General features: G+C 33.4%; 20 protein-coding genes. 14 read left to right on the top strand and 6 right to left on the bottom strand.

Annotated elements, in window-relative coordinates; genetic code table 11:
• Positions 1-247 precede the first annotated feature (247 nt).
• Genes AL499_RS08575 through AL499_RS08590 form a run of 4 tightly spaced genes read left to right on the top strand, consistent with a single transcriptional unit; the run spans position 248 to position 6609 of the window.
• Positions 248-1609 carry a glycosyltransferase family 2 protein gene (locus tag AL499_RS08575; RefSeq protein WP_002492515.1) on the top strand — a complete coding sequence of 454 codons (1362 nt, stop codon included), beginning with the start codon at positions 248-250 and terminating at the stop codon, positions 1607-1609.
• A complete protein-coding gene (locus AL499_RS08580; RefSeq protein ID WP_002460550.1) occupies positions 1609-2733 on the top strand; it encodes a glycosyltransferase family 2 protein in 1125 nt (374 codons plus the stop codon). The genes AL499_RS08575 and AL499_RS08580 overlap by 1 nt, the downstream gene beginning before the upstream one ends.
• The gene (locus tag AL499_RS08585; protein WP_037540896.1) at positions 2730-4757 is read left to right on the top strand and encodes a CDP-glycerol--glycerophosphate glycerophosphotransferase; all 2028 of its coding nucleotides are present in this window, start codon (positions 2730-2732) and stop codon (positions 4755-4757) included. The genes AL499_RS08580 and AL499_RS08585 overlap by 4 nt, the downstream gene beginning before the upstream one ends.
• A 10-nt stretch (positions 4758-4767) precedes the next feature.
• A complete protein-coding gene (locus tag AL499_RS08590; RefSeq protein WP_002492517.1) occupies positions 4768-6609 on the top strand; it encodes a DUF6270 domain-containing protein in 1842 nt (613 codons plus the stop codon).
• A 373-nt stretch (positions 6610-6982) separates the two neighbouring features.
• Here AL499_RS08590 and AL499_RS08595 read toward each other — a convergent pair whose 3' ends face one another.
• Entirely contained in the window at positions 6983-8437 is a 1455-nt protein-coding gene (locus AL499_RS08595) for an APC family permease (protein ID WP_002478565.1), read from the bottom strand.
• Between the two features lie 410 nt (positions 8438-8847).
• Between AL499_RS08595 and cidR the strand changes: the two genes are divergently transcribed.
• The 7 genes from cidR (at position 8848) to AL499_RS08630 (ending at position 16199) form a co-directional block, all read left to right on the top strand.
• Positions 8848-9729, top strand: a complete 882-nt coding sequence (gene cidR / locus AL499_RS08600) for a cidABC operon transcriptional activator CidR (protein WP_002460541.1) — start codon at positions 8848-8850, stop codon at positions 9727-9729.
• Positions 9730-10180: 451 nt separating this feature from the next.
• Complete coding sequence (gene alsS, locus AL499_RS08605) at positions 10181-11845, top strand: acetolactate synthase AlsS (protein WP_002492484.1); 1665 nt, start codon at positions 10181-10183, stop codon at positions 11843-11845.
• 32 nt (positions 11846-11877) lie between these two features.
• Positions 11878-12582: an acetolactate decarboxylase gene (gene budA / locus AL499_RS08610; protein WP_002460539.1), complete on the top strand. Its 705-nt coding sequence runs from the start codon at positions 11878-11880 to the stop codon at positions 12580-12582.
• 17 nt (positions 12583-12599) lie between these two features.
• Positions 12600-14201 carry an L-lactate permease gene (locus tag AL499_RS08615; RefSeq protein ID WP_002478567.1) on the top strand — a complete coding sequence of 534 codons (1602 nt, stop codon included), beginning with the start codon at positions 12600-12602 and terminating at the stop codon, positions 14199-14201.
• Between the two features lie 188 nt (positions 14202-14389).
• Positions 14390-14890 carry a hypothetical protein gene (locus AL499_RS08620; protein ID WP_002478568.1) on the top strand — a complete coding sequence of 167 codons (501 nt, stop codon included), beginning with the start codon at positions 14390-14392 and terminating at the stop codon, positions 14888-14890.
• 17 nt (positions 14891-14907) lie between these two features.
• Complete coding sequence (locus AL499_RS08625) at positions 14908-15405, top strand: hypothetical protein (RefSeq protein ID WP_002492507.1); 498 nt, start codon at positions 14908-14910, stop codon at positions 15403-15405.
• 71 nt (positions 15406-15476) lie between these two features.
• Entirely contained in the window at positions 15477-16199 is a 723-nt protein-coding gene (locus tag AL499_RS08630; protein WP_002460535.1) for an epoxyqueuosine reductase QueH, read from the top strand.
• Between the two features lie 92 nt (positions 16200-16291).
• Here AL499_RS08630 and AL499_RS08635 read toward each other — a convergent pair whose 3' ends face one another.
• Complete coding sequence (locus AL499_RS08635) at positions 16292-17356, bottom strand: quinone-dependent dihydroorotate dehydrogenase (protein WP_002492399.1); 1065 nt, start codon at positions 17354-17356, stop codon at positions 16292-16294.
• Positions 17357-17665: 309 nt separating this feature from the next.
• Between AL499_RS08635 and AL499_RS08640 the strand changes: the two genes are divergently transcribed.
• Positions 17666-18520 (top strand): fructosamine kinase family protein, encoded by an 855-nt coding sequence (locus AL499_RS08640; protein ID WP_002492501.1) that lies wholly within the window; start codon positions 17666-17668, stop codon positions 18518-18520.
• Positions 18521-18881: 361 nt separating this feature from the next.
• On the opposite strand, the gene AL499_RS08645 is transcribed toward AL499_RS08640, so the two are convergent.
• From AL499_RS08645 to AL499_RS08660, 4 genes are read right to left on the bottom strand one after another with little or no spacing between them, the layout of a single operon-like run.
• Entirely contained in the window at positions 18882-19718 is an 837-nt protein-coding gene (locus AL499_RS08645) for an alpha/beta fold hydrolase (RefSeq protein ID WP_002492440.1), read from the bottom strand.
• Between the two features lie 45 nt (positions 19719-19763).
• Entirely contained in the window at positions 19764-20765 is a 1002-nt protein-coding gene (locus AL499_RS08650) for an amidohydrolase family protein (RefSeq protein ID WP_002492378.1), read from the bottom strand.
• A gap of 31 nt (positions 20766-20796) precedes the next feature.
• Complete coding sequence (locus AL499_RS08655; protein ID WP_002492537.1) at positions 20797-21501, bottom strand: SDR family NAD(P)-dependent oxidoreductase; 705 nt, start codon at positions 21499-21501, stop codon at positions 20797-20799.
• On the bottom strand, positions 21501-22058 hold the full coding sequence (locus AL499_RS08660; RefSeq protein WP_002460526.1) for a TetR/AcrR family transcriptional regulator: 558 nt from the start codon (positions 22056-22058) through the stop codon (positions 21501-21503). Before AL499_RS08660 ends, AL499_RS08655 begins: the two co-directional genes overlap by 1 nt.
• A 129-nt stretch (positions 22059-22187) precedes the next feature.
• Here AL499_RS08660 and AL499_RS08665 point away from each other — a divergent pair, with 129 nt between their 5' ends.
• A complete protein-coding gene (locus AL499_RS08665; protein ID WP_002460525.1) occupies positions 22188-22487 on the top strand; it encodes a DUF2316 family protein in 300 nt (99 codons plus the stop codon).
• Between the two features lie 11 nt (positions 22488-22498).
• Positions 22499-23317: an NmrA/HSCARG family protein gene (locus AL499_RS08670; protein WP_002478575.1), complete on the top strand. Its 819-nt coding sequence runs from the start codon at positions 22499-22501 to the stop codon at positions 23315-23317.
• Positions 23318-23339 lie beyond the last annotated feature (22 nt).

Here is a 23339-nt window from a genome sequence, read left to right on the forward strand (position 1 = left end):
TCTAGGACCTCTCAGGAGGTTCTTTTTTTGTCAGTGATTTAAAATTTTAATATTTGAAAAGTGTATTCGCTTGGCAGTTACAACGATTATAGACAAGTGTTTATTAAATAAAAAATATAGGTTATATTTTAGTTAATAAATGGTGTATAATCATAATGTATTTTGTTAATATACAGTAGTTAATTAGTAGCTTGTTTAAAACGCGTTAATAAATAGATAGCCTTGTTGCATCGGAAGGAGCTTACGAGTGTTTTCAATCATCATTCCTACATACAATAGTGAAAAATATATTGCACATACACTAGATAAGCTATTAAGCTGTCTGTATTTTGAAGAGGATGAAATTATTGTTATCAATGATGGTAGCACTGATTCGACGGCACAAATTTTAAAAGGCTATCAAAATCATGCACAGATTAAAATTATTAATCAAACGAATAAAGGTGTCAGTGCAGCTAGAAATTTAGGCATGTCACTTATGAGTCCTGAGACAAAATTAGTGACATTTATTGATGACTCTGATTATGTGAGCACAAATTTTTTCAAAGAAGCCAGTCGATTTTTTCTTAAACATCCGTACATAAAATTAGCAAGTGCGCCTATATTAATACGTAAAGGCCATACATTATCAGCTCAAAATTTAAATTATCGTTTTCAACAACGTAGGCATGTAGTAGATATTACACAGCAGTACCAAGATATTCAATATCATATTGGAGGAATGGTCTTTCGAAAATCGTTGTTTACCCATCATAAGTATACATTCGATGAGACGATTGATTTTTGGGAAGATGCAAAGTTTATTAATATGATTCTATTAGACGTCAAGTCTTATGGCTTAATTAAACATGTTAATTATTTCTATAACAGAGATGATTACCGGTCATTAAGTATTAACTCATGGAAGGATCAAAATAGGTATGCGCCTCATATCGTTAAAAATTATCTTGAATTAATTCAACGCTCTACCGATTTATACGGCAGGGTTTTACCTTATATTCAATATTTGGTCGTGTTACATTATTTGAACTATATATTAGAACATAACCAGGGTTATTTAAATTTAAAATACATTCAAGACAATACTCGTTTTAACATAGAAACAAAAGTATTACTACAATACATAAGCATAGAGATGATAGATGCATTACCAATTGATAATTGCTATAAACACATCCTTTATCAGCATAAAGGGATGGTATTTCCAGCTGAAAAGGATTATAAAAAAATAAATATCATTGTGCATCATTATCATTGGGGCAGTCGTGAATTACACTTTTCATTGTCTCAAGAGGCGTTTGATATGAGTGATAGTACGCAAATTTATATTGATTCACATGGCAAGTTAAAAGCTCGAGCAATGTTAATACACGATAAGCCATTAATCATTTTAGGTGTTAAGGTGAAAAATTTTAGTCGTAAAACTTTTCAAATTCGACTGCCACGCTATCGTTTGCTAATAGGTGGTTACTTCAGAATTATTGATAATGAGCGTGGTGTCAAAATGAATATTTATAATCCATCTTTAGGGATGCGCATGTTAAAAAAGTTAATGTATTCAATCAAATATTATAGCGTTTCAAGTCGTAGAAATAAGGAGGTATCTTAATGTTAATTTCAGTCATTTTGCCTGTATACAATGTGTCGGATTACATTGAAGCATGTTTAGACTCGTTGCTTCATCAAAGTATTGGGCAAGAAAAGATAGAAGTCATTCTTATAGATGATTGTTCCACTGATGATAGTGTTGCTAAAATGCGTAACTATGAACAACAATTTAGCCATTTTAAATTATATCAATGTCCTGTTAATTATGGTGCACCAGGAAAACCACGTAATATTGGTGTGGCTCAAGCAACTGGCGATTTTCTTCACTTTATGGATCCGGATGATATTTTAGCATCGGATGCGTATGAACAATTGTTGGCATCAATGGGAGATCAAGATGATTTTGCTATGGGAAAAATGGTGTCTTTTAATGAAGATGGATCGACATTCCAGCATGTGACATTTAAAGAATATAAATTAAATAAGACGTATGAGCATGTAAAGCTCGACGATGTTCCATTTTTCTCGCAAGTGAAAGTTGGCGTTGTACTGAAATTAATTCGAAAATCATTTTATGATGCACATCATATTTCGTTTGTAGAGGGGCTTCGTAATGGAGAAGATAAATTGGTGGATACATTGCTGTATACCCAGGCACAATCATTTTCATACACGCCACAAATTATTTATTACTATCGTAATCGTGATACAGGTGATAATAAATCAATCACACATCAAGATGTGATGCGCTCCATTGAAAACGATATTGCCGCATATCATATTTGTAAACCTTTTTATAATAAAGAACAATTACAATTTTTTAAAATTAATGCGCTACGTTCAATCTTTTGGAAAGTCTTAGATCAAGAATTTTATCTTATTGATAATAGTCAAAAGTTAAAAATATTTACTGAGCTTTTTGACATTGTAAATCATTATGAACCACGTATTTTTAATTTATATTTACGTCATGAATTACCTATTATTCATTTGATACAACAGCGCGAATATGAACTTGCAATTTCTTATGCAGCATTATTGGAAGCGCGACGAAGATATTTTTATAGTGCAACCGCATTACAAGCGAAAGCTGCAGAAATTAAACGATTTAAGAGCAGTAAAAGTTACAAATTACACCGTTTAGTGACAACAATAAAACGAACTATAGGATTGAAACAACGATGAACATATTATTAGTACTCTTTAAAACAAGGAACATGAATGTCCAACAATATAAAGCACTTAAGCATTGTGAGGCTTTTAAACATGTTGAAACGATTTATATAGCAGATGAAAAAAGTATCAATATAGATATTAAAGGTTATGACTATATCTTGTTTGCCAACCCTAACTTTACTTTTAATCATGTAGAGCTTGAACAAGCAATTCAAACATTACAATCATCTGATGCTACTGCAGTACAGTGGACACTTAGAGATGTAAAATATCTCAAACAAATGCCTTATACATATAACAATTATAGAGAATGGTTTGCTACTATTTTAATACGGAGAGATGAAACACAAGAGCATTGTGATTTAATGACCTATTTTCAAGCTACGGCTACGATAACATCAAAAGCGTATATTTCGGCAAATTATATTGGAAGAAATACGCAAAACAAGGAATATAAGCATGATATTATCGATTTAACGATTGACTTATTGGAATCTTTATCAACCGCTCAAATCTTAGGTGGTTTCGCTTCAAAAAAAGATTTAATTCACTTTTTAGACTTTGTTATTGATAATCAAGTATTTGAAAGAGACGTGGATAAAGAAAAGCAACTTAAATTAATGAAGATAATTGCACAAAAATTTAGTGGTTTGAAAGAACTGAGGGAACGTAAACAAACAAGGTTGTATTTATTTTATGGTTTAGTATTTAAACGATACTTTGATGAAGCATTGAGTGCATTGACATTATATCGCAGTCGTCGTTATTGGTACCAAGTTAATCAAAATCTGGAACAGAATAGGGATAATGAATTTGAACAACTCAGAACTTCAGATGCTTGGATAAAGACACAAAAATATCGCGATGCACGTATAAAATTACAGCTAATACTAAAATATCTAGAAAAATATAGTTTAAAATGCTTTGCACATTTATTTAAAATGATCATACACAAGCCAATATGGCTGATTTCAGAACGTAAAGACAGCGCATCAGATAATTCTTATTTCTTGTTTAAATATTTAACGCAACAATGTAGTGAAATTAAAGCATATTATATTTTGGACAAACATGCTAGGCATGCACATGCAAAAGTGAAAAACCTAGGAAAAGTAATCAACTTTGGTTCGATTAAACATAAGTTATTAATGCTTGCTGCGGATAATTATATTACGTCATTTACAGCCGAAGAAACGCTGTTACCATACAATAATCAGTTGTATAAACATATTTATCAACAAGAACTTGCACAAAAGAAAATTATCTCTATTCAGCATGGAATGATTATTCACAATATATCGCCATATTTAAGTAAGAATAATTATTTAGTGAACTATATAACAGCAAATAATCAATTTGAAAAACAAATTATTACTGAAACATTAGGTTACGATGAACATGAAGTATTGATTACAGGTATGGCAAGACATGATAATTTATTGGAAACATCTGTGGAAATTAGTGAAAGTCAAAAAGTATTATTTATGCCAACATGGCAACGTGGATTACAATATTTGACAACGGCACAATTTTTAAGCAGTGAGTACTATCATAAAATGGTAGAATTGCTAAATAACTCTACGGTTTTAGACTTTTTGCAACGCTATAACTTAACGCTAAGGGTATTATTACATCCACAATTTGATAAATATAGTAAGTACTTGATGAGTGAACATGCTGAAATTGAATTTTGTTCAATGAGTGATGTCGAAATTCCAACGGCTATCGCACAATCAAAATTTTTAATTACTGATTTTTCATCGGTAGCGGTGGACTTTTTATTCCAGCAAAAAAATGTCATATTTTATCAATATAATAAATATCTGTCACATCATGTGCCGTCTAAACAGATTCAATATCGAGATATCGGTCAAGTTGTGACTACAATTGAACAAGTTACAGAAGCACTTCAGAAATTGGCTGCCAATGACTTTAAACTATTACCACAATATCAAATAGCTTACGATAAATTGTTTGAAGTTAAGCACCATATTAATCAAACATTAGTTGACACTATTAAGCAGTTGAAGTGAGGAAAAAGCAATGAAGACGACTATATCAGTAGAACAGGGAAAGCTCTGTTTTCATCACATACAACAACCAACCGATATTATGTATCAATTTGAAGATCGCATTGGTATTTTTTTACAAAAATTTCCATTAACATTTGAAATAAATAATCACATGGTGACTTTAGATTTGAAGCATCATTTTAGTTCAGGTATCATCAGTGGTTTGAAAATTAAAATGGCACTTGATGTAGAGGCCAGAGAACCTATTATTTTGGACGATATTAATCCACTTTATATTGTAACTATACACGTTGATAAAGAAGCGTTGTATATTACTTTAACGGCTAAAGACAATCTCGTAACAATTCACTGTCAAGGCAATCAACTTCAATTAATCAGTGATTACAAATGTACGACATATTTAGGGCAATTAGTCGCTGGAACGATGTTGCCAACTGCTAAATACTTTGTAACTAAAGATAAGCACATAATCATGGAAGATATGCTAACAATGATGCAACATCTAGCTATTAGACAACAACGCTGGAGTGTTTATGTACAACTAAAAGATGATTGTGGAAATCAGTATGTAGAGAAAGTGCAATTAACGGATTGGATTCATCAAAATAAGGCGTTGTTAGCACAATATTCTGTTGATTATCATCAAAAAGATAACTTTTTATTATATGGAAATGTGCAGCAACAAGTGACATCATTACCTATATCCATACAAGCAGTCAACCAACGATTATATAGTCTGACTTGTGATAGGGAATTGGCTCATGACACTATTTATCTAGCTTTACGTTCGCGACAAGGCAATCCATTTCATTATCGCGAGTATGTTGAATTTCCTACAATTAAGCAGAGTGCCATCATTGATCTAGGTCAATTGCACAAAATTTATACTAAAGACGGTGATAACTTTGATGTGCTCATTGGTAAAAATTTTGAGACAGCACGATTCGTTATTCCTACAAATCATAAACAGATAGATACGCGCTATGTAACACTGAGTAACACGATGAATGCTAAGTTTTACATTAATGGGCGAGGAGGTTTAAGTCTTTATGTCTTAGAAAAGACACAATCACAAGCCTATGAAGTGCCGAAAATTGCTGTTTTAGGAACTTGTTTTTCGCGCAATGGTTTAAATACATTACCTTATTTTAATCCAGATTATAAAAAATATATGAACTGTGTATTCACTCAATTCCATAGTCGTTTGGATGCTTTAAATGCAGTGCCAGCACCAGCATCATTAATGCAGCAATATAAGCAACATCATGAATTTGAGCATATTGCACGTGATATGGCTAAAACCTTTTATGATGAGCTACGCCAATCAGGTGCTGAAATACTCGTTATTGATTTATATGCTGATGCTTTATTAACATCATTAAAGTTAAACAATGGTAGCAAGATTACTTATAATTATTTGATTAAAGATAATCCCAATTTAGGGGACTATGTCAGTGAATGGAATGCGCATGAATTTGACAATGATACAGACTATTATAATGAGTGGTTAGCTGAGTTACATAAATTTATGCATCATATAACTAACATCATTCCTGAAAGTCATATTATTTTAAATAGAGGTCGATTAGCGGAAAAGTATAGTGAAGAAGGACAGCTCAAGACATTTTCTACGATACAACAAATTAAAAAAGCGAATGAAATATGGGAGAATTTAGACAATTTATTGCTTCAACATTATCCACAAGTCAAAGTAATTGATTTAACAGGAAAGCAGTATCACGCAGATAAAAATCATCCTTTTGGTTTCTCCTATTCACATTACGAATCACAATATTACAAAGACTATTTTAGTGAACTTGTTAAACAAGTATTGTTAATTAAAGCGTTGTAATAATGTAGATTATAAGCGCAAAAGGCGCATGAAAAGTTGCATTATTTCTCGGCTAGAAACACTGATGACGTATAAGCATATAAAATCACATGCTAAAGCATAGTACACATGGCCAGATACCTGAGATAGCACCCTAGGAACGCAAAGTCATACATTTCAGAGTATTGAATATAAAATAAGAGCTTAGAACATCATTATGTTTTAGGCTATGAACGAAATATTGGCAGTAGTTGACTGGATTGAAAATACGCTTATATCAAGCTTTTTCAATCCTAGTCAATCTTGCCGGGGCGGGACTACGAATTCATAATGAATTCTGTTCCGCTCCCTATTATTTTAGAATTTATATCCAGCTTTTTTTATAATGGTTATGTTATTTTTGCTTTGGCACGATATATTCTGGTTCTTCATTTTTCTTAGAATGACGCACGCCATAGAAAAGATAAATAACAATACCGACTACAAACCAAATTAATGTATATAGTTTAGCTTCATAGCTTAATCCCCAAAATACTAAAAATACTAAAACAAAAGTAATTGCCGGTAAAACAGGATATAAAGGTACTTTAAAACCTGGTACGGGTAAGTCATTACCTTCGCGTTTACGTAAACGATACATTGCGATAGATACAAACATAAATGCAACAAGTGATCCAGCTGAAATCAATTGTGCCAAGAATGCGAATGGGAACATTGAACCGATAATGACTACAATGATAGTCAAGATAATTAAAGAACGATTAGGCAAATGTTTATGATTTAATTTCGCTAACCAAGATGGCAATAAACCATCGCGTCCAAATGAGTATAGTAAACGTGATCCAGCCAACATCATACCAATCAATGCAGTAAACATACCGATAACAGAAATACCTTGTACAATTGCTGCAACAACGCCATGACCACTTTGTCGTAATGCCCAGCCAACAGGTTCAGCATTATTAGCATATTGTGAATAATGGAACATACCTACGAGCACAAGTGCTACAGCAACGAAAAGAATAATAGCGACTACTAATGAACCTAAAATACCTCTTGGCATTGTTTTTGATGGGTTAATTGCTTCTGCTGAGTTCGCTGCGATTGAGTCAAAGCCAATATAAGCTAAGAAAATCATAGATACACCAGCATAAACACCTTGCCAACCTCCAAAGTCACCTGTATCTGTTACTTTATGTTCTGGAATAAATGGAATGTAGTTCTGTACATGTAATGCTGTTAAGCCTACAACAACAAATAACAATATTGCAAAAATTTTAAGAACTACTAGAATGTTTTCAATGCGTGCTGCTTCTGTCATACCTCTTGATAAGAGCAATGCTGTTAAAATAATAACGACCGCAGCGATGATATCAATAATACCACCATTTGCACCAAATGGAGCTGATAATGATGTAGGTAATTTAATACCTAATGGTGAAATCAGTCCACGTAAGTTAGCAGAGAAACCAGAAGCCACAAAGGCAACAGCGATAAAGTATTCTGCTAATAGTGCCCAACCTGCAACCCAACCAAAGAACTCACCAAATAATACGTTAACCCATGAATAAGCTGAGCCAGCAAATGGCATGGCAGAAGACATTTCGGCATATGTAAATGCGACAAGTCCAGCTACTATTGCAGCGATTAAAAATGATAAGGCAACAGCAGGACCAGCATGTTCGGCCGCAACAATTCCCGGTAATGTAAAGATAGAAGTCGAAACAATTGTACCTACACCAAGCGCTAGGAAATCTCTAACACGTAAGGTACGTTTTAAATGACCATCTTTATTTTGATAAATCGTAGGATTCTCTTTACGAGTAATAGTTTTGAAAAAACTTGACATAGCAATTAACCTCCACAGTTAATAATAATCTATATTTAAATGTGATATTTTAATAATTAACATCATATCATAAAATCACCGACCATAGTCTAAAAATTCTGAAAAATTTCATTTTTCTTACTTTTTAAAGCGGATATACGACAAATTTATACGATAAAATAGATTATAGCAGACTTAAAGAATAATGTAAGTGGCTATTTTGGTACATCTATCTTTTAAGAGAAAAAATGCCATTATTATAAATTTTTTAAAAATAATAATAAGAATTGCATAGGAATGGAAGATGAAAGATTTAGGATTATAACAACATTAATTGTTACAATATTATTGAAAAGCCTAGTTAGGATTGATATTCCTAAATCTAATTTCTACAATAAAAGCAAATAAACTAATATAGGTCGTGGAAGAATATGGAAATTAAACAGATAAAGTATTTTGTCGAGGTGGTTCGACAAGGCGGAATGACGCAAGCTTCTGAACACCTTTATATTGCACAATCAACGATAAGCAAGGCAATTAAAAGTATTGAAAATGAATATAATATCACTTTGTTTGATCGCTCACAAAAGCAAATTAAACTAACAGATATTGGTCAAACATTTTATGATAATAGTTTAGAGTTTTTAGCACTTTTCGAAAAGTTATCATTAGAAATGAATGACGTTGTCAATCTACAGAAAGGTCATATTCGTATTGGACTATCACCGATGATGAATGTTCAAATGTTCACCGATAGTCTTAACCAATTTCATCAACAATATCCTAAAGTAACATACGAAGTGATTGAAGGAGGTGGTAAAGTGGTAGAACATAATATTGACAACGATGAAATTGACATCGGTATTACCACACTACCTGTAGATTCAAGTGTTTATCATTCATATTCACTTTATGACGAAGAATTATTGCTAGTCGTCAGTAAAGCGCACCCCTTGTCGCAGCGCACGAAAGTAGATTTTGCCGAGTTGGAAGATGAAGAATTTATACTTTTTCATGATGATTTCTATTTGAAAGATCAAATTATTGAAAATTGTAAACGCATTGGCTTTTATCCTAAAACAGTTGCTAATATTTCACAGATTAACTTTATTGAAAATATGATTAGTCAGGGATTAGGCATCAGTGTTGTTCCTCAAAGTTTATACAATATGATGGGAGATGAGGTTACAGCTTTAAAATTAGAAAACGCACGATTATCTTGGCACTTAGGTGTTATTTGGCGCAAAGATACTTACTTATCGCATGTCACTCGAGAATGGATTCAAACCATAGGCCATTTAAGTCCAAAGTAATAAATTTTAGAGATAACTTGGAATACGATGTTTTATAGATGTATTCCTTTTTGGAATACTTGCAATCGAAAATATGTATTTTATTAATACGTTCAACCGTAATATAATGAATAACGTAATGAAGTTGCAAGTGATTCAAAATATTTTTCATATAGTAAAGAAATGATTGTCCAGTAGTAAGTTATTTAAGGCAGTTATGCTTTAAGTGTACTGATTATATGAAAGAGTTCTAGCCCAACTCGGAGTATTATCCCAAATAGTCCAATTTTGAACGCTTGAGCGGATTTCACACAACAATGAATGACAAGGCATTTTGATATTAAAGAAGTCATGCACTGTTCACTGTCTTTCCCTCTTTTCCTAAAAAAATTGAACATGCAATTGACTTCTTTTTATCTAAGTGTGCAGCAGTGTGAAAATTTGTTAATTATCGAAAGGATATGGATATAAAATGACTAAAAAAAATTACTCAGCAGCAGATATGGTTATTGATACGTTGAAAAATAATAATGTAGATTATGTGTTTGGTATTCCAGGTGCTAAAATTGACTACTTATTTAATGCATTAGAAGATGATGGACCAGAATTAATTGTTACAAGACACGAACAAAATGCAGCTATGATGGCGCAAGGTATTGGACGTATTACAGGAAAACCTGGTGTCGCTCTTGTAACAAGTGGACCAGGGGTAAGTAACTTAACAACAGGACTTTTAACAGCAACATCTGAAGGTGATCCTGTCTTAGCTATTGGCGGTCAAGTTAAACGTAATGATTTATTACGTCTCACTCATCAAGCAGTAGATAATGTAGATCTTTTAAAATCATCTACAAAATATAGCGCTGAGGTTCAAGATCCTGAGTCATTATCTGAAGTTATGACAAATGCAATCCGAACAGCAACTTCAGGTAAAAATGGCGCGACTTTTATTAGTATTCCTCAAGATGTCATTCAATCACCAGTTAATAATAAAGCGATAGCATTATGCCAAAAACCAACTCTAGGTGTTCCAAGTCTTCAAGATATTAAAGATGTTATCACTAAAATCAGCAATGCTAAGTTTCCAGTGTTACTAGCTGGTATGAGAAGTTCAAGTGAAGCAGAAACAGAAGCAATCCGTCACTTAGTAGAAAAATCCAATCTTCCAGTCGTTGAAACATTCCAAGGTGCCGGAGTCATTAGTAGAGATTTAGAAAATCACTTCTTCGGTAGAGTAGGATTGTTCCGCAACCAAGTTGGTGACCAATTATTGAAAAAAGCAGACTTAGTTGTCACTATTGGTTATGATCCAATTGAATATGAAGCGAGTAACTGGAATCACGAATTAGATACTGAAATTATCAATATTGATGAAGTTGCTGCTGAAATAACGAACCATTTACGTCCTGAAAAAGAATTAATAGGTAATATTGCAGGTACAATTGAGCTTATATCTGAAAATATTGATGCACCAATTATTGATGACAAACATTTAAATGACTTGGAAAAATTAAGAGCAGAAGTTATTGAAACATCAGGTATTAAATGTACACATGTTGATGGAGTGTTACATCCATTAGAAATTATCGAAACGATGCAAAAATCACTTTCAGATGATACTACAGTTACTGTAGACGTAGGTAGTCACTATATTTGGATGGCACGTAAATTTAGAAGCTATAACCCAAGACATTTGTTGTTTAGTAATGGTATGCAAACACTTGGTGTTGCTTTACCATGGGCAATTGCTGCTGCATTAGTACGACCTAATACGCAAGTAGTTTCAGTTGCTGGCGATGGTGGTTTCTTATTCTCAGGACAAGATCTTGAAACAGCTGTACGTAAAAAATTAAACATTATCCAACTAATTTGGAATGATGGTAAATATAACATGGTAGAATTCCAAGAAGAAATGAAATATAAACGTTCTGCAGGTGTAGAATTTGGACCTGTTGATTATGTTAAATATGCAGAATCAATGGGAGCAAAAGGTATGCGCGTTACAACTCAAGAAGAATTAGAAGCAGCAATTAAAGAAGGTTATAAAACTGAAGGACCTGTATTAATTGATATTCCTGTAAACTATCAAGATAATATTAAACTTTCAACAAATGTATTACCAGATTCATTAAACTAAATTTAAACATATAAATAGGAGTGAATACAGTAATGAGTCATGTATTATATCAGCACGGCACATTAGGCACATTAATGGCAGGTTTATTAGAAGGAACTGCAACAATTGATGAACTATTAAAACACGGAGATTCAGGACTAGCCACTTTAACTGGTTCAAATGGAGAAGTTATCTTCTTAAATGGAGAGGCTTTCCATGCCAATGAATACAAAGAATTTACCAAACTTAAAGGTGATGAAAAAACACCTTACGCAACGATTACACATTTTGAAGCGGATGAAACATATCAAACAAGCGATAAATCTTCTGAAGAAGTATTAAATGAAGTTGAATCACATATGTTAAGTAAAAACATGTTTTCAGCAGTGAAAATTAGTGGTACATTTAAAAAAATGCATGTTCGAATGATGCCTAAACAGGAACCACCTTATACACGGTTAATTGATTCTGCACGTAGACAACCAGAAGAAACAGCAGAAAATATTAAAGGTACAATAATTGGATTCTATACGCCAGAATTATTCCATGGTATTGGTTCTGCAGGTTTCCATATCCATTTTGCAAATGATGACCGCAATTTGGGTGGACATGTATTAGACTTTATCGTGGATGATGTTACTGTAGAAATTCAAAACTTTGAAACGTTTGAACAACACTTTCCAATTAACAACAAGACGTTCACTGAAACAGAAATAGACTATGGTGATGTCGCCGACGAAATTAGAGAAGCAGAATAAAGGAGTCGCGATTTAAGATGTTAGTTGAAAGTTTCAATCCGTTTAATAATATGCTGATTTCAGCAATTGTAGCGGCAGTGCCTATTATTTTATTCCTGCTGTGTTTAACAGTATTTAAAATGAAAGGCGTTTATGCGGCATTGACAACACTGATTGTCACTGCATTGGTAGCAATGATATGCTTCAAATTACCTGCACGTATTGCGGGAGGCGCAACATTTGAAGGATTTTATCAAGGTATTATACCAATTGGCTTTATTGTTATTATGGCGGTATGGCTTTATAAAATTGCAACTGAAAGTGGACAATTTAATATTGTCCAAGATAGTATTGCAAGTATTTCACAAGACCAACGTATTCAATTACTGCTTATTGGTTACTTATTTAATGGGTTTTTAGAAGGTGCAGCTGGATTCGGCGTACCGATTGCCATTTGTGCCGTATTGTTAATGCAACTAGGTTTCAAAGCATTGCCAGCAGCTATGTATTGTCTAGTTGCTAATGCAGCAGCTGGTGCTTATGGTGCTGTTGGTATTCCTATTGCGATTACAGATACACTAAATTTAGCAGGTGGTGTTAAAGCATCACAAGTTGCATTAATTGGTAATTTAACATTAGGTTTGATTAGTTTCTTTGTACCGTTTTTATTAATGTTTATTATTGATGGTCTCAAAGGTGTTAAAGAAACGTTTCCAGCTACATTAATAGCCGCATCTGTATTTACCGGTTTACAAGTATTGATTGCAGCATTTGCTGGCCCTGAGTTAGCTGATATCATCCCAGGCTTAGGTGCTATGGTTGCACTTGCATTATTCTCACGTAAATTTCAACCTAAAAATATCTTTAGACTTGAAGATAATGAAGCGGTCGGCAAGGTTGAGAAACATTCAATTAAGCAAATTGTCTATGGATGGAGTCCTTTCATTATATTGACCGTTATTGTTATGGTATGGAGCTTACCAGCATTTAAAGCTCTATTTGAAAAAGGTGGTGCACTAAGTGCCCTTGTTGTTAACTTCAATGCTCCAGGTACGATGAATAATGTGACACATCATCCCAATGTTTTGACGTTCAACTTTATTGCACAAACTGGTACTGCAATATTAGTTACGGCGATCATTACCATCTTAATTGCTAAGCACATGTCGTTTAAAACTGCAGGCAAACTTTTAGGAGTGACAGTTAAAGAATTGTGGGTTTCTGTATTAACAATTTGCTTTATCTTGGCTGTCTCTAAAATTACGACATATGGCGGTTTGAGTAACGCTATGGGTCAAGGTATTGCTAAAACAGGTGCAATATTCCCATTGCTATCTCCAGTCCTAGGATGGATTGGTGTGTTTATGACTGGTTCAGTGGTGAATAACAACTCATTATTTGCACCTATTCAAGCTTCTGTAGCAACACAAATAGGTACAAAAGGCTCGCTCTTAGTTGCGGCTAACGTCGCTGGTGGAGTTACAGCTAAAATAGTATCTCCTCAATCAATTGCTATAGCCACAGCGGCTGTTAATAAAGTCGGTAAAGAGTCTGAATTGATGAAAATGGCTATGCGTTTTAGTATAGGTTTACTTATCTTTGCTTGTATTTGGACATTTATGTTGAGCCTATTTGTTTAAAATATAGTAACAGCTATCTGACACGATGTAGATCAGATAGCTGTTTTTTAGCTTATTCAAGTTAATAACATGTAATAAAAGAAGAAAATGCAAATTATTATTTAATAATAGTGTCATTTATATTTGACATACTTAATGATGTCGGTTATATTTGACACATAGGATATTAAATAAGGGTGAGTAAGCATATGAACAAATTCAAAAATAAAATGATTAATAGTCTTCTTGGTACGATAGGTGACAAAGATGAACGTGAAATTGCCATAATCAATGCTAAATTTACGACTGTATTTCTAACGGCATATGTTTTATTATTTTGTTTATTGCTATTAGGTGTCATTTTAGATGCGATGCATGACACCATTTCAGTGCTAACTATGGCAATCACGATTGTATTTTTAATTATCAATATTCAAACTCTCGTATTAATGCGAAAAGAAAAATTAGACGATTTAACCGTTTATTCTGATAAAGAATATGTCCAGCTCATTAAAAAATTAAAACGACAAAGTGTAGTTGGAGGGTTCTTTTTTGGAGCTTTAACAACGTTATTTGACATGGTATTTCGCTTTTTTAACGATACGGATGTAACGGTATGGTTTGCTGTAAGTAAGAATATCTTGCCGGGACTAGTATTTGGTGTACTTGCATATTTCTTTGCTAAATCTAAAGTTCGTAAGGATTATTAATATAGAGGTGAAGGACGTTGTCACGTTTAAATGACTTTTTAATTAAGTGGTTTACGAATAGCTCAACTGACAAAGATGAACGCGAAAAAATTCAATTGAATGAGCGTTTAGCTAATATGTACATGATTACTACAATATTAATAGCATTGCTACTTTTATTAAGTGTGATAGATATAATACACACAAAACAAATAATGATGACACATGTTGCTGTATTTATTTTATTTTTTGGTTTAAACATAATTTCTTTAGTCATAATGGGAAAAGGTGGTTTAGACCATTCGCGAGTTAATTCTAAGGCTGAATATCGTCACTTAATTAAGAAATATGCTGTAATTTGTATAGGATTTGCTATTTATTTTGGTTTAGCTCTTTTTGGACTAGATTTATTATTTGATGCCGTAGGTGGGATAAAGACCTATGGTGGAAACCCAATTAATTATATTGTTGGTGGTATTGTGATGGGTATCTTGATATATATTATGAGAGTCGTCAAAATAAAAAAAGAATATTAAATATTGTATGCCTTTCTCGTGTTCGATATTATATAATTAAACTATATTTTAAAGAACGAGAGAGGCTTTTTATGATAGATGCTGAACCAATTGTATTAAAAATGAAAAATCAAAAAATTAACTATGACCGTGTCTTGAAAAAGTTAATACAGCAATGGAAGCGTGCGGAGCAAAAACCGAAAATTTTGTTACATAGCTGTTGTGCGCCATGTAGCACGTATACGTTAGAATATTTAACGCAATTTGCAGATATTGGTGTTTATTTTGCTAATCCCAATATTCATCCTAAAAATGAATATTTAAGACGTGCGAAAGTACAAGAACAATTTATTGCAGATTTTAATGAACGGACTGGCAATCATGTTCAATATATTGAAGCGCCATATGAACCACAAACGTTTATGAAAATGGCTAAATCACGTGGCTTAATGGATGAACCAGAAGGCGGATTGAGATGCTCAGCATGTTTTGAAATGCGTTTAGACCTTGTTGCCGATGCAGCACAGCGGTTTGGCTATAATTATTTTGGTAGTGCATTAACGCTGTCACCTAAGAAAAACGCGCAATTAATTAATGAATTAGGCATGAAAGTACAAGAAGCCTATGATGTGTACTATTTACCAAGTGACTTTAAAAAGAATAAAGGATATGAACGGTCATTGGAAATGTGTAGAGATTATAACGTTTATCGACAATGTTATTGTGGTTGTGTCTTTGCTGCAATGCGTCAAGGCATTGATTTTAAAGAAGTTAATAAAGAGGCTAAAGCTTTTTTAGAACAGTATCAATCTTAGAGTGAATTGATACCAAGTTGAGTTTTAATCAAAATAAAGAAAAATCAGCAGTATTTATCTCGATTACCGATAAATATTGCTGATTTTAAATTTTAGGCATCTAAGCCAATGATATCTTTAACATTTGTATAATTATTTTTAGTTAAATATTGAGCGATGCCTTTATTGATTTTTTTAGTTAAGCCGGGGCCTTCGATCACTAATGATGAATAAATTTGTATTAGGGAAGCACCATTGCGCATCATTTGAATGGCATCATCTGTGCTAAAGATACCACCTGTACCAATGATTAGAAATTGACCTTTTGTTTGTTGATATGCCCATTTGACAAGCTCTAAATTACGTTTGAATAATGGTCTACCACTCAAGCCGCCTTCTTCGTTTTTATTATCAGAAGATAAGCCTTCTCGACGTCGTGTTGTATTCGCTAAAATCATTCCATCAAATGTTTCTGTAATTGAAGGTAATATATTTTTAAAATCATCTAAATTTAAATCTGAAGTTAATTTTAAATAGATAGGAACTTGAATATCTGTTTGAGCTTTAAATTCCTTTAATGCGTTGCAGAGCATTGTAAATTCATCTTTATCGTGAAAACTTTGTAAATTTTCTGTGTTAGGTGAGCTGATATTCACAGTAAAAAAGTCAACATCTGCCTTAAATGTATCCATGACTTTGATATAGTCCTGATCACGTTCTTCATAAGGAGTTGTCTTATTAACACCTACATTTAAACCTACAGGAATAGAATAAGCATAACGGCGTATATTAAATAAAGCACAATTCATCCCGATATTATTAAAACCCATGCGGTTGATTAAGGCATCATCTTCGAGTAAACGATACATTCGTGGTTTCGGGTTACCATCTTGAGGTTTCGGTGTGATGCCACCAAGTTCTAAGGCTCCAAAACCAAGGTATTCTAAAGCTTTAGGCACTTCACATGATTTGTCGAAGCCAGGTGCTAGACCTACAGGATTGTCGTAAGTATTACCTTGGATCGTTTGTTTCAATGAGGGATCTTCGTACACGAAAAGTTTTTTGACAATAGGAAAGATAAATGGTGCTTTTTGTAAAAGTTTGAGCGCGTCAATAGTTAAACCATGGGCTTTCTCCGGCTCAATTTTAAATAACAGGGGTTTGATTAATTTGTACATAGTAATGCTCCTTTTTCATTGTATTTGAGGCTTTCTATCCTCAATTAATAGCATTGAAAATAACATTTTCTATAATAGACTAGCACTTTATGTTTGTTTTTCAAAGCCAAAATATAGAAGTTCAATACTTTGCCATGATTTTTTCAAATGTTTGATACATTATTAAAAAGAGAATAAAAAATATGTTTTTTACAATAAAAACTTTCAAATGAGGTAAAGTTAAATCGAAAGGGTATGACTTTATATAGTAGTACGGTGATTGAGAAGGCACAAAAAAGGAAATAGGATATAAACGAAAGGAGTATGTATATGAATCAACAATGGATAGATCAATTACCTTTAGATAATATTCGAGATGTGGCACCTGTAAGTGGTGGGGATGTGAATGAGGCATTTAAAGTGACGACAAAAGATAGTACGTATTTCTTACTTGTACAACGCAATCGCGATCAATCATTTTATGCAGCTGAAATAGCAGGACTCAATGCTTTCGAAGCTGCAGACATTACAGCGCCACGTGTAATAGATAATGGCAGCATTAATGGAGATGCTTTTTTAATTTTGAGTTATTTAGATGAAGGGCATACAGGGAGTCAGCGTGAATTAGGTCAATTAGTGGCTAAAATGCATAGTGAACAACAATCTAATGGCCAATTTGGGTTTGATTTACCTCATGAAGGTGGCGATATTTCATTTGACAATTCTTGGACGGATTCGTGGATAGAACTTTTTGTGGCACGTCGTATGGATCATTTACGTGACGAGCTCATGCACAAAGGATTATGGAATGAAGAAGACGATAAGGTGTATCAACAAGTACGCATGGTGATGATTAATGAGTTAGAAGCACATCAAAGTAAGCCATCACTCTTACATGGAGATTTATGGGGTGGCAATTATATGTTTTTAACTGATGGACGTCCTGCGCTCTTTGATCCAGCACCGTTATATGGAGATAGAGAGTTCGATTTAGGCATCACAACAGTTTTCGGGGGTTTTACGGATGAATTTTATGATGAATATGCCAAACACTATCCTATGGCAAAAGGTGCAGAAAAACGGTTGGAATTTTACAGATTATATTTATTTATGGTTCATTTATTAAAATTTGGTGGAATGTATGCGAATAGTGTGAATCGCTCAATGGCTGAAATATTAAAGTAGACAACTTCAACAATCAATGGCAATATCTATTTTAATTTCTAATTAATGATATTGTTGATATGTAAATGATATTGTTAAATTCATAGCGGATAATGAAAAAGAGACTCGGACATAATTATGTTTTAAGTTATGAACTCTATATTGGCAGTAGTTGACTGGATTAAATATACGCTTTTAGCAAGCTTTTTCAATCCTAGTCAACCTTGCCGGGGCGAGACTAAGAATTCATAATGAATTCTGTCCCGTCCCTTTCTTTAGCTTATCAGAGATATTTTTGTCTCAGATTTTTATCTTAGTATATTTTCAAGAATGAAAACTTAGTCTGTTTCATAATTTAAACACTGGACTATTATTGCCGTGCTTAGCCCCACATTTCACGTAAGACATTCGCAAAGCCTTCAGTTTTTTGTGCGTAACCTAAATGACCACCTGGAATATCAATGATGTCGATTCCGGTATGTTTAGAAATATAGAAGTTTACGTCTTGAGGGAATGAACCTTTTGAATCAGTGCCATTTAATAATGTAATGAGTTCTTTATGTTTGCTGAAATCTTCAATAGAAATATCGGATTCTGTATATTGTCGTATTTCATATTTAAACCAATTCATCATTTGTTCGAATACTTTTTTGCTTTCAGCATCATCTGATGATTGTGCAGGTTTAGACATATATTCAGCATCTAATTGGCTAATATGCAGCGTTTCACCAAATAATTTCATCGCTTGAGGCATGCCTTCATTTATTGCAACATCAACGATTTCAGCATTTTTATCTTGCCAATATTTAGCATCTGGTAAGAAGGTGTTAATAGGAGGCTCGTGAAATGCAATACGTTTAACGATGTCAGGGTAATCTTTTAACACATGCATGGCAACAATTGAACCGGAACTTGAACCTAAAATGTAGACGGGTTCATTACTAAGTGATTTTGCTAATTCGGAAATATCTTGTGCGTCGCGTTTAATACGGTAGCGACTATTAGGATTAATTGCTTCATCAGGTAGAGGTTCTGTCAATTCACTTTCTCCATAACCACGACGATCAACAGCCACTATTGTGAAAGTATCTTTTAACTGTTGCGCGAGTGGCATAAAGATATCACCTGTACCATTTGCACCAGTTATCAAAATAAGTAAAGGACCGTTGCCCACTTTATGATAGCGTAATTTAGCACCTTGTAATTTTAATGTTTCCATATATAAACCCTCCAAATTAATCTATAGTTTTATATCTAATATAAATTATTCTATGCCTAATAATTTAGCACCATTTGTATAACTAATTTTCTCTTGTTCTTCTTTAGTTAAACCTAAATCACTTAAAAAAGTACCTAATTCTTCAGGTTCAACATATGGATAGTCCGCTGAATAGAGTATTCTGTCTATACCTAGTTCAGCTTTGACTAAATCAAATTGTGGTTTAGTTAGCATACCGCTTGGTGTAATATAGAAATTGTTTTTAAAATAATAGCTAATCGGATGTGCCAAATGCTCAGCAACTAGTATGGTATCCATGCGTTCTAAAAAGAAAGGAATAAACTCTCCCCAATGCCCGATAATGATATTTAAATTAGGATATCGGTCAAATATGCCAGATAGTACAAGATGAATGGCATGAATACCTACATCTACATGCCAGCCATATCCGAAACATGCAAATGTTGCTGCAGTGACCTCTGGATAGTTTCCTTTGTAGTAAGCTTGATAAACATCACTTTGTACAGGTGAAGGGTGTAGGTATATCGGTGCATTTAATTCTTCTGCTGCAGCGAACAGACCTTCGTACGCATCTTGATCTAAGAATCCGCCATTAGGGTGTCCCATTATAAGCGCACCTTTAAAGCCAAGTTCTGTTATACAACGTTTAAGTTCTTCAATTGCTGCTTCAGGTTCATTAATCGGTAATGTTGCAAAGCCAACAAAACGCTCAGGATATTGTTTAATATAATCTGCTAGGGTATCATTTGCTTGTTGACATAACTCAATAGCACGTTCTCCTTGTAAATTTGAAGGTGAACCATTGCCATACGATAAAACTTGCATTTGAACATCATGTTTATCCATAAAACCAATGCGTTTATCGTGATAAGACAGTTTATCGGCATCTGTGAAACCCGATTTTAGTGCAAGTCCTTCAAGCATCGTTTTTAGCGGTACACCATTTGAATCTGGTGACATATATTTCATTGTTTCTTGTTGAATATCCTCAATAACATAATGTTCTTCAAAATTAATGCTTTTCAATTTAAAAGCCTCCCATAAAAAATGATTACTACTACCAGGGCATTGAGCCGTTGCTATCGATAAATGTACCAGTTGGACCATCTTTATCAATTGTTGCAAGTTTTACGATAGGAATAATCCCTTCTGAAGCAGGTTTTGCATTGTTACTAAAGTCTCCCACCAAATCAGTATTCGTTGAGCCAGGATCTGCTGCGTTAATTTGTATATGTGGAAGGCCTTTTGCATATTGCAATGTTATCATTGTCACCGCAGATTTAGATGAACAGTATGCTAAGGAGTTCACTTTTGATTCTTGTGTGTTTGGATTGGTTACCATACCAAATGAACCTAAACCGCTGCTAACATTGACTACGACAGGTTGTTCTGACTTTTCAAGGAGTGGGATAAAAGTATGCATCATACGTACAATGCCAAAGACATTTGTATTGTAGACTTGTTGCACGTCATTAACAGTCAAATCTGCAGGTTTTTTGAAGCCACCTGAAATTCCAGCATTGTTGATTAAAATATCTAGGTGTCCTTCTCTATCTTGAATTTGAAGATATGCTTGTTGAATGGAAATATCATCTGTAACATCAAGTTGGACGTACTTGACACCGAGTTCATCTGCAGCTTGTCGTCCACGTTCAGCATCGCGTGAACCTATATACACGTTGTAGCCTTTTTGTTGTAAAACTTTCGCTGTTTCAAAACCTAATCCTTTATTGCCGCCAGTGATTAATACAATTCTTTCCATTATTTTGTCACCTCGTTAGGTAAATATAATTTAATTAAGTTATCGCGAAATGTTTCGTTCGATAATTGTCGTTCAGATTTTTGAAATTCAAACGTTGTGGTTGTTAATGATTTTAAAAACATGTCTGTTTTGAATATAGCCCATGATGTATCGTTGTAATCATAAAATAATTCAAAGTAAAATTGATTCAAATTTTTGAAAAAGTTACTATCACGGAATAATTTAGTGTTGTCGTTGCCTTCAATACAATTGAGTAAATCACTTTTATCCGTTTTAAAAGCTAAAAATATATCAAGTGAATATTGCATAATATCACGTGCTGACGTGTATTGTTGTTTAATGGTTAACATATCTTGCATAATATCATCAAAATCATGTTCAATGATGTGATAACATAAATCACCTTTATCTTTGAAATGGCGATAGAGTGTGCCCATACCGATATTTAATTCTTTAGCAATGCGATTCATACTGATATGTTCAACACCTTCTGCATTAAATAATTCAAGTGCCTTGGATTCTATACGCTGTCGATTTTTAAGTGCATCTTTACGCAATCATGTCACCTCATTAAAAATTTTTATTATTGACAAACGGATAACGCTCCGTTTATTATAAAGCGTATTAATTAGAAGTTCAATAATTTAGGTTTAAACGCATTGAATTTTAGAAAAGGGTGATGAGTATTGTCATTAAATAAAGAACAAAGACGCGTGACGAGCGCAGAACTTAAAGCACATTTTCATCAATCAACACTAACTATTGAAGCACTTGCACAGACATTAAATATTTCTACAGCTGAAGTAAGAAATGTATTAGATATGCATGCACCTAATGGTATTTTTGGAAATAAATTACATACATTTATTCACTTAGTTTGGGATGTGCGTGATTTAATAAATGAAAATATAAGACAAAATGGTAACGAGCCAAAAGCATATTCATATTTAAAAGGTGAAAAAGAAGATTACTGGTTCTTACAGTAGGGAGATAAGTGATGAAGAAAAGTATTTTAGTTATTGGAGCTACAGGTAAACAAGGGAATGCTGTAGTCAAACAATTATTACATGAGGGCTGGCAAGTCCGTGCTTATACACGCAATAAACAAAATGACAAACTTACTACAATTAAACATAAAAACTTAGAAATTTTTGAAGGGGATTTGGGGAACCTAGATAGCTTAAAACAAGCGATGGAAGATCAATTTGGTGTCTATAGTGTGCAGCCAATTATACTCGATAATGTGACTGAAGAAATACGCCAAGGTAAAATGATAATTAATACAGCTTATCAACAAGGTATTGAACATATTATTTATAGTACAGCTGGCGGTGTGAATCGTAATCGTACGGGCCCTCATTTTGAAGCATTAGCACAGATTGAAAATGAACTTCAAAACAGTCCATTAAATTATACAATTATTAAGCCAGCTTTCTTTATGGATAATTTCTTGAGAATTATCACTGTAGAAGATGGAGTCATTTACATTCCAGAATTTATAAATAAAGCTGTTAAATTTGCGATGATTTCTTCTATTGATATTGCAAAAATTGCAGCACATATTTTTAAAAATACAAAACAGTTTAATCACCGTGCTATCGAGATTGCTTCAGATGAACGAACATTAGAAGAAGTTGTTAAAACATTTGCAACAGTGACTGGGAAGCCAGCACAAATTAAGGGTTCATATTCAAGTGGTACAGCTGAACGAGAATGGTTAGAAGACAAAGGGTACGAAATTGATTTCAATCAAATGGAGAATATAAATCCACAACAATTATCATTACAACAGTGGATAGATAAAGCTGGATTTTAAAATTTTAAAAATGAGGTGAAGT

Source organism: Staphylococcus lugdunensis, from assembly GCF_001558775.1.
Taxonomy (GTDB): domain Bacteria; phylum Bacillota; class Bacilli; order Staphylococcales; family Staphylococcaceae; genus Staphylococcus; species Staphylococcus lugdunensis.

Bases quoted from the DNA above. Each gene is read 5' to 3' on its own strand.
- AL499_RS08580 (WP_002460550.1), top strand. From the start codon at position 1,609: ATGTTAATTTCAGTCATTTTGCCTGTATACAATGTGTCGGATTACATT.
- AL499_RS08585 (WP_037540896.1), top strand. From the start codon at position 2,730: ATGAACATATTATTAGTACTCTTTAAAACAAGGAACATGAATGTCCAA.
- AL499_RS08590 (WP_002492517.1), top strand. From the start codon at position 4,768: ATGAAGACGACTATATCAGTAGAACAGGGAAAGCTCTGTTTTCATCAC.
- AL499_RS08595 (WP_002478565.1), bottom strand. From the start codon at position 8,437: ATGTCAAGTTTTTTCAAAACTATTACTCGTAAAGAGAATCCTACGATT.
- cidR (WP_002460541.1), top strand. From the start codon at position 8,848: ATGGAAATTAAACAGATAAAGTATTTTGTCGAGGTGGTTCGACAAGGC.
- alsS (WP_002492484.1), top strand. From the start codon at position 10,181: ATGACTAAAAAAAATTACTCAGCAGCAGATATGGTTATTGATACGTTG.
- budA (WP_002460539.1), top strand. From the start codon at position 11,878: ATGAGTCATGTATTATATCAGCACGGCACATTAGGCACATTAATGGCA.
- AL499_RS08615 (WP_002478567.1), top strand. From the start codon at position 12,600: ATGTTAGTTGAAAGTTTCAATCCGTTTAATAATATGCTGATTTCAGCA.
- AL499_RS08620 (WP_002478568.1), top strand. From the start codon at position 14,390: ATGAACAAATTCAAAAATAAAATGATTAATAGTCTTCTTGGTACGATA.
- AL499_RS08630 (WP_002460535.1), top strand. From the start codon at position 15,477: ATGATAGATGCTGAACCAATTGTATTAAAAATGAAAAATCAAAAAATT.
- AL499_RS08635 (WP_002492399.1), bottom strand. From the start codon at position 17,356: ATGTACAAATTAATCAAACCCCTGTTATTTAAAATTGAGCCGGAGAAA.
- AL499_RS08640 (WP_002492501.1), top strand. From the start codon at position 17,666: ATGAATCAACAATGGATAGATCAATTACCTTTAGATAATATTCGAGAT.
- AL499_RS08645 (WP_002492440.1), bottom strand. From the start codon at position 19,718: ATGGAAACATTAAAATTACAAGGTGCTAAATTACGCTATCATAAAGTG.
- AL499_RS08655 (WP_002492537.1), bottom strand. From the start codon at position 21,501: ATGGAAAGAATTGTATTAATCACTGGCGGCAATAAAGGATTAGGTTTT.
- AL499_RS08670 (WP_002478575.1), top strand. From the start codon at position 22,499: ATGAAGAAAAGTATTTTAGTTATTGGAGCTACAGGTAAACAAGGGAAT.